Origin of the sequence: Providencia sp. 2023EL-00965 (assembly GCF_033550225.1) — a bacterium.
In the GTDB taxonomy this organism is placed as follows: Bacteria; Pseudomonadota; Gammaproteobacteria; order Enterobacterales; family Enterobacteriaceae; genus Providencia; species Providencia manganoxydans.
The window spans coordinates 196381-203923 of record NZ_JAWUEH010000008.1; the positions used below are offsets into that span (position 1 = coordinate 196381).

A 7543-nucleotide genomic window follows, 5' to 3' on the forward strand; every position below is an offset into this window, starting at 1 on the left:
GGTTTACTTAGGTATATCAAGTTAATTTTATATATTCCATTAATATATAAGCCAAACAAATATGAAGATTTGATATTATTATTGAACTCTAAACAAGTTATAAAATTAAATAAGCTTTTTATATTGTCAGCTGGGAATGAATATTTCATCTTCTAACATTTTATTGACACGTTGAAGGCTATTTTCATTTAAAGATCCTTGTAAATACTCCATTCTTAATTGGTTGATAATGTAATCATATTGGACATTCGATAAATTTTGCTTTGATTGATAGAGGGCGGAAGTTGCAGATAGCACATCGACAATAGTGCGCGTTCCTACTTGATAACCGGCTTCTGTGGCATCTAATGAGCTTTGTGTCGAAATGATTAGTTGTTTATAGGCATTAATACTACTTATTGACGACAATATATTATTGTATGAAGAGTTAACTAGCTGAGTAACGTTTCGATGATCACTTTCAAGTTGCTCTGTTGTAGCCTGAAAACCATACTGGGCTTGCTTAACTTGAGAATTAACTGCATTACCTTGATAGATTGGCAAATTTAACGAGATAGTTGCCTTGTTTTTCCCTGAATGGTTATTTATTTTATATTGGTTTTCACTATTATTCTTATCTAGCTGAGTGTTATTAATGGCTGTTGAGGCATCTAAAGTGACGATAGGTAAATGTCCGCTTTTGGCGAGGGATATTTTATCATTTGATATTTCTTGTGTAAGTCGAGATTTTAATAAGCTAAGGTTTTTAATTCGAGCATTTTCAAGTAGAAATGTGATGTTATCGGGTTTGGTGAGTTGTAACTTATTAATATTGAGTTTCGCTAATTGAGTATATTGTACCCCACTGATTTTTCGTAATATCTCAACTGAATTCTTCAATTCGTTGTAACCTAGAACTTCTTGAGCAATGATACTGTCATAGTTAGCTCTCGCATTTTGTACATCAGTGATGGTGGTTAGCCCGACATTAAAGCGTTGTGTCGTTTGATCTAACTGATGATAAACGGCGAGTTTATGGGCTTTTATGTAAGCGAGGGCATCAATAGACTTTAAGATATTAAAGTAAGAGATAGCCGTTTCTAACAGAAGATCTTGTTGGTTTACTTGATAGTTAATATCTGAAATAGCGGCATGTTTTTCTTGAATAGATAATGATTTCCACTTAGATATATCAATTATAGATTGTGTCATCTGTAGGGAAAGTTCGGCATTTTTAATGTTTTTATTATCATTTGTTTCATCATTATTTTTATAGCTTGAATTAGCTGTTAAGTTTAATTGAGGTAGTAATGAACTACGTTCTTCATCGACTTTTTTATAGGCTTGATAACGGTCACTTTCTATTTTTTTTAATACAGGGTTGTTATCTTTCGTTATTTTATAAATTTGCAATAAGTCCTCTGCGTTACAATTATAAACAATGATTATTGAACTCATTAAAATAAATAATTTAATTATTTTATTCATTAGTGGTAATTCCTAATTAGTTTCTGATAGTTAGACTAAAGGCGATTTAAGAAATAAGTTATTAATTAAATTATTATAGCTCAGCTATTAAAATTCAAATGTAAAAAGTTGCATGTGAAAATTTAATATGTATGTTTTGATATATAAGCCAACTTGATTAAGTCGGTGTAAAAATGAGATTATTTTACTATCTAACGTAATTTGCATTTACTTCCTAAGAACGATTGTCATCGTACATTTTGTTACCTCAATATAGAGTTTTGTCTTTTATGATGACAGGCTTATCTCAGAGCCAAAGGATTGATCATGGAACGCTTATTTTCTCCAACTGCATTTCAAGGGCAGGTAGTACTCGTTACGGGTGGCGCTCAAGGTATTGGTTTAGCGATTGTTGAAGCCTTTGCTAAATTAGGTGGTTTAGTCATTGTAGCGGATTTACAGCGACAAAAGGCACAGCAAGTCGCCACTTCATTAACTGAGCAGGGTTATCACGTTGATGCAGAAAGTTGTGATTGTTCTGTACAACAGCAAATTCGTGCATTAGTGACAAAAATAGAACGTGAATATCATCGATTAGACATTGTGGTACATAATGCGGCTTATTTTCCATTGACTGAATTCATGCAAATTGATGAGCCATTATTACAGAAAACGTTGAGTGTTAATTTAATGGCGCCATTTTATTTAACCCAAGCGGCTCAGCCATTAATGAAAAAGCAGGGAGGTGGACGTATTTTGATCACCTCTTCAGTCACTGGGCCAAAAGTAGCTTACCCAGGATTAGCACACTATGCGGCCTCCAAAGCAGGGGTGAATGGCTTCATTAAAGCTGCGGCACTTGAATTAGCCCCTTTTGGGATCACCGTTAATGGCGTTGAACCGGGTATGATCCGTACACCCGCTATGGCTAATTTAGGTGATGAACAGCTTAATCAGAGTATTGCGCGGAATGTGCCATTAGGGCGCTTAGGCGAAGGGCAAGATATTGCCGCGGCGATGGTGTTTTTAGCATCGCCTGTAGCGAGTTATATTACAGGACAAACCATTGTTGTCGATGGCGGGGCATTGTTACCCGAGACAACGATTTAATCAGCAATAGCATACATTTCCAATTGAAGTTTCTTACAAGTGCCACAATGTAAGAATGGCCTTTATTCTTTTGTTATAAAACTGTCACGATTGCTAGTTATCATGATTGGTAATGCAAGCTTTTACAATGACTATTTATTCATATTATGAATAAATAGTTTATTTTTTGCTCTGGATAGAGTTGTTATACTTAGTTAGTAAAAAAATTTACATTACATATTAATGCGACTTAGCTCTCATAAATATGTAATAAAAATACGGTTTTTGGCTTTCAAAACGATGTTTTATTCGCTGAATCGTAGTAAGCATTGAAAAAAAATTACATAAAAGCTTTTTTTTGTGCAAAGAATCAAGTAAAGTATACGGCGTAGGGTACAGAGGTAAGATGTTCTATCTTTCAGACCTTTTACTTCACGTAATCGGATTTAGCTGAATATTAGCTGCTCCAGTCAACATTTTTGACTGGAGCATTTTTTTATCCGAAATTCGACCTATTGATAAAAATCTGCCGTTATGCGCCAACAACATGACGCACAAGGAAATAAATGGAAATTAGGCTTGTGTGCTATACCAGCTATCGAGTTTGATACGCAGTTTATCGATCCCAATCTTTTTCAGCGCAGAAAAATATTCAACCTCAACATCACCACCTAATGGTTCAAGTGTTTGGCGAACTTCCATTAGCTGTTTTTTTCTGGCGCCAGAAGCGAGTTTATCTGCTTTAGTGAGCAATACCAAGACAGGGACTTCCATCGCAATCGACCATTCGATCATTTGCATATCCAGATCTTTCAATGGATGACGTATATCCATCAGTACAACCAGTCCTTTGATACATTCTCTTTTTTGTAGGTACTCACCAAGCGCTTTTTGCCATTTGCGCTTCATTTCTTCAGGAACTTCGGCATAGCCGTAACCCGGCAAATCGACTAAACGAATTCCTTCTTCAACCTCAAATAGGTTGATAAGTTGTGTTCGCCCTGGCGTTTTACTGGTACGTGCTAAACTTTTTTGTTGGGTGAGTGCATTTAGTGCACTGGATTTTCCTGCATTGGAGCGGCCTGCAAAGGCAACTTCTATACCCGTATCTTTAGGTAGATGACGGATATCGGGTGCACTGATGACAAATTTTGCCATGTGATAATTATGATTTTTAATTGCCATTGGTTGTTCTCCCTGAGTTTACCTTTTGAGGCTCAGGGATTATAGCTATAGGAGACAGACAAACAAAGCTAAAATGGCAGTTGATGCTTATATGCTCTTTCAACCTGAGTGAGTAAGCTCATTTCACATGATGAAAAATACAATTTAATCAGTATTTATAGAAATTAGACTATATTTGATGAGGAGAGGGCGATTTGGCGTAAATAAAGGTAAATGTTCAACAATATAATAATCTTCGCTCTAGAATTGGTGGATTAGATTCAGCGTACAATAACCTACAATAAATAGTGAAATTGTTGGCGAGTTATTGATGAATAATTATTTTCATAGGTTTACTAAGCCGCATTGCGAGTTATTTAATTATATTCACCGTGAAGCAGTATTTAATGTGCGCTGAAAGATAGAGCATTGAAGCCAAAGGTTTCGTGTTTTATAGTACAAGCAATGCGGCGGATACGTCGTTACTGCCCATTAAGGCTTGCATCAGACTGAGGAAGCTCAGCAGCAGTCAAGGACGTGGGAAGCTTCGCATCTAAAAGGTGCGAAGTCATTACAGTATAAATAAGTCATTAGCTATAGCGAAAGGGATCTTGAATGTTAAAACGAATTTTTGTGCCTCTACTAGCAGTCTGTGCTATCAGTGCATCTTCTCTTGCTCTCGCTGCGGGTGAAACTTACGTGAAGTTAGTCACGTCGATGGGCAATATTGAACTCGAATTGAATGATAAAAAAGCACCAGTAACTACTGAAAACTTTCTTCAATATGTAAACGAAGGTTATTACAACGGAACTACCTTCCACCGTGTTATCCCTGGTTTTATGATCCAAGGTGGCGGTTTTAACAAAGATCTTCAGCAAAAACAGACTCGTGCTCCAATTAAGAATGAAGCGGATAACGGCTTACGTAATTTACGTGGAACGATTTCTATGGCACGTACAGCAAATAAAGACAGTGCAACCAGCCAGTTTTTTATTAACGTTGCCGATAATGCGTTCTTAGATCACGGTCAACGTGATTTCGGTTACGCAGTTTTTGGCAAGGTAGTGAAGGGCATGGATGTTGTTGATAAAATATCTAAAGTCAAAACAGAAAATGTTGGCCCATACCAAAACGTACCTGTTGAACCTATTTCGATTATTTCTGCTGAAGTAATTAAAAAACCATAATTTATCATGAGTGGGTAGATCGCATGCATTTGCCCACTCAGCTCCCTTTCTCCCATCCCCCCGTGAGAGTTGTTGCCTAAATTCAATTTTGTGATCTTGCTCACCGAGCGATTTGAAAATCACTCGTTTTACATTTTTTTAGAGAGATTTCGTTGTCAGTGTAATTTGATAACCCGAATACTGGTTTTTAATAAGTATTTAGGCTAATAAAGCGTTTATGAAAAAGAAACTGCACCTTTCATTTCAGATGTAAATGAAAGCTTTTTAGGGATTATTTGCTTGGAAAGTGAAGTTTAACAAAGATCACATTTCCACTTAATCGACTTTGTTTTAATGAAAATAAGCGGCAGATAGGTGGACGGTGATAATAAGGGAATGAAGACTATGAGTATGGATACAGTAAAAAGACGGGAATGTATTATGGATATACTGTGCCATAAAGGCAGCGTTCGTGTTGATGCATTAAGTAAGCAGTTCAGCGTATCGAGTGTCACAATCCGTAATGACCTACGCTATCTCGAAGGGAAAGGATGTGCTTTGCGTTCCTATGGTGGTGCCATGGTAAACCATAAATTTGCTTTTGACAGGCCATTGCAAGTTAAGGGGGGAGTGGAGCGAGATATTAAAATACGTATTGCTCAAAAAGCGGCTGAATTTGTGAAGGATGGTGATTCATTATTAATTGATTCGGGTTCAACAACCGCAGAAATTGTTCCCTTTTTAAAACCGCGTCGTGACTTGGTTGTCATGACTAATGCGTTAAATATTGCTTATGAGCTATCTAGTTTTGAAAATATTGATGTAATGATTTTAGGCGGTCATGTGCGTAAGAAATCTTATTCTTTATACGGTTTTATGGCTGAGCAACAGCTATCTTTACATCGTTTTGATACTTTATTTCTTGGGGGAGATGGTTTTGATCTTGAAGCCGGCATTACAACGCCCAATAGTGAAGAAGCAAATCTTAATAGAATAATGTGTAATGTCGCACATCAGATCATTGCTGTGGCAGATGGAAGCAAGTTTGGTCGGAAGAGTTTCTGTTTAATACGTAAAGCTAACTTAATAAATAAAATTATCACCGATAGCCGTATCCCAGATAGTTACTATCAATTTTTAATCTCAATAGGAGTAGACGTTATAGTTGTTGATGATTAAATATTATATTCATTAATGAGGTAATTTATGGCGATTGATGAAAAATTAGTTGAAATAATGTGTTTTGATATGAAGAATAAATTTTCTGGTTATTTTGATTGGAAGGAGATTGATATTGAATATGCAAGAATTGATATTAAAAATGAAAAAATTAATATACTAACTAATAACTATGGTTGGATTGTTGTTTTATGTGAAAATGATCTGGGATTGATTTTTAAAGATAGATTAACTCCTGGTATTAAATGTTGGAGTGATTATTCAGAGCTTCATAAAAAAATCATGAATAAATTATATAGAGATAAAATAGATATATGTATTAAATATGGGGAGATATATGAAATATTTTCCATAGGATATATGAATAAATTGCCAATAGGAAGTATAATGACGCTATATACATGTAGGCCCATCATAGCAGATTACGCATTTTTAATATGGAATAAGAACAAAAAAGCCACATTTAATTTTAAAAAAAATAGCCATATAGAATTTGATTTTCCTCAAAAAAACAATATGACAATGTCTGATTTATTAAATATTCATGGGTATATGCGGTTCGGCGACGTTCGCTTAACTCGTAAGGAAATCATCACAATTAAACTTTTATTATCACAATATAAATTAAAAGAAATTAGTGCATATCATGGGTGTTCTCTATTTTCTGAACAGAAGCGTATTCAACGTATAAAAGAAAAATTAGACTGTTCATTTACTTCAGCTAGTGGTTTATTTCATATATTAAAAGCCAAAGGAATTACATCTGCTTACTTAGATGATTTAATTGATTAGATTATTATTTTTTGTTGGTTTTTATTATGTTTAAAATGTAGATTTAGTTTTGTTTCTTTTGTTTGCAAACTGTGATATTAAAATTTCCTACGATTAATATTTATTTTTTTTGATGCGATAGCTAATTATTGGTGATTAAATAATGCATACTAGTGAAACTATTAAAATTAAAAAAAGTCCATATATAAAATATAAAGGTGCAATAAATAGTCCAAATAATCAATTCTATTTGGGTTACTCATTGTTATGTCTAGAACAATATGGGGCATTATTCACTGCCCAAGAAATTAGCCATCAACCGCATTTATGGCGTCAACTATACAAAGAGTTGAGTAATAAGGCAGAAGAATGGCGGCCTTTTCTTTTAGAGGCATTAGCAAAACCTGATTTACAAATTGTGTTATGTGGTGCTGGTTCTTCTGGGTTTGTAGGTAAAACAATAGCACCGTGGCTCCGCCAACACAGTGGACTGAATACTTATAGCTATGCAGTGACTGATATCGTAGCTGCTCCTAAACATTATCTCGATATAAATAAACCTACATTATTAGTTTCATATGCGCGTTCGGGTAATAGCCCTGTCACTGATCATGTAAAACTGATCCACTAACGATCATAGAAAACTGAGCCACTTGGTATTATCCGTACATTTTTGTACGGGGAATTTATGATTACCAAGGAGATATTTGTGGATATTCATGTTCGC

The 7543-nt window shown here is 35.1% G+C and carries 7 protein-coding genes; 5 read left to right on the forward strand and 2 right to left on the reverse strand.

Annotated elements, in window-relative coordinates:
- Nucleotides 1-126 precede the first annotated feature (126 nt).
- Nucleotides 127-1467 (reverse strand): outer membrane channel protein TolC, encoded by a 1341-nt coding sequence (gene tolC, locus SC428_RS12160; RefSeq protein WP_318707885.1) that lies wholly within the window; start codon nt 1465-1467, stop codon nt 127-129.
- A gap of 306 nt (nt 1468-1773) precedes the next feature.
- Between tolC and SC428_RS12165 the strand changes: the two genes are divergently transcribed.
- Nucleotides 1774-2556 carry an SDR family oxidoreductase gene (locus tag SC428_RS12165; protein WP_070929394.1) on the forward strand — a complete coding sequence of 261 codons (783 nt, stop codon included), beginning with the start codon at nt 1774-1776 and terminating at the stop codon, nt 2554-2556.
- A gap of 552 nt (nt 2557-3108) precedes the next feature.
- Here the strand turns inward: SC428_RS12165 and yihA are convergent.
- On the reverse strand, nt 3109-3720 hold the full coding sequence (gene yihA, locus SC428_RS12170; RefSeq protein ID WP_140179623.1) for a ribosome biogenesis GTP-binding protein YihA/YsxC: 612 nt from the start codon (nt 3718-3720) through the stop codon (nt 3109-3111).
- Between the two features lie 594 nt (nt 3721-4314).
- Here yihA and ppiA point away from each other — a divergent pair.
- The 4 genes from ppiA (at nt 4315) to SC428_RS12190 (ending at nt 7447) form a co-directional block, all read left to right on the forward strand.
- Complete coding sequence (gene ppiA / locus SC428_RS12175) at nt 4315-4887, forward strand: peptidylprolyl isomerase A (protein WP_140179621.1); 573 nt, start codon at nt 4315-4317, stop codon at nt 4885-4887.
- Nucleotides 4888-5271: 384 nt separating this feature from the next.
- The gene (gene agaR / locus SC428_RS12180) at nt 5272-6045 is read left to right on the forward strand and encodes a transcriptional repressor AgaR (protein ID WP_070929392.1); all 774 of its coding nucleotides are present in this window, start codon (nt 5272-5274) and stop codon (nt 6043-6045) included.
- Between the two features lie 27 nt (nt 6046-6072).
- Nucleotides 6073-6837: a hypothetical protein gene (locus SC428_RS12185; RefSeq protein WP_318707886.1), complete on the forward strand. Its 765-nt coding sequence runs from the start codon at nt 6073-6075 to the stop codon at nt 6835-6837.
- A gap of 142 nt (nt 6838-6979) precedes the next feature.
- Nucleotides 6980-7447 carry an SIS domain-containing protein gene (locus tag SC428_RS12190; RefSeq protein ID WP_318707887.1) on the forward strand — a complete coding sequence of 156 codons (468 nt, stop codon included), beginning with the start codon at nt 6980-6982 and terminating at the stop codon, nt 7445-7447.
- The last annotated feature ends 96 nt before the right edge of the window (nt 7448-7543 follow it).

Excerpts from the sequence above, each read along its gene's own strand:
- agaR (WP_070929392.1), top strand. The coding sequence starts at position 5,272 with ATGAGTATGGATACAGTAAAAAGACGGGAATGTATTATGGATATACTG.
- tolC (WP_318707885.1), bottom strand. The coding sequence starts at position 1,467 with ATGAATAAAATAATTAAATTATTTATTTTAATGAGTTCAATAATCATT.
- SC428_RS12190 (WP_318707887.1), top strand. The coding sequence starts at position 6,980 with ATGCATACTAGTGAAACTATTAAAATTAAAAAAAGTCCATATATAAAA.
- ppiA (WP_140179621.1), top strand. The coding sequence starts at position 4,315 with ATGTTAAAACGAATTTTTGTGCCTCTACTAGCAGTCTGTGCTATCAGT.
- SC428_RS12165 (WP_070929394.1), top strand. The coding sequence starts at position 1,774 with ATGGAACGCTTATTTTCTCCAACTGCATTTCAAGGGCAGGTAGTACTC.
- SC428_RS12185 (WP_318707886.1), top strand. The coding sequence starts at position 6,073 with ATGGCGATTGATGAAAAATTAGTTGAAATAATGTGTTTTGATATGAAG.
- yihA (WP_140179623.1), bottom strand. The coding sequence starts at position 3,720 with ATGGCAATTAAAAATCATAATTATCACATGGCAAAATTTGTCATCAGT.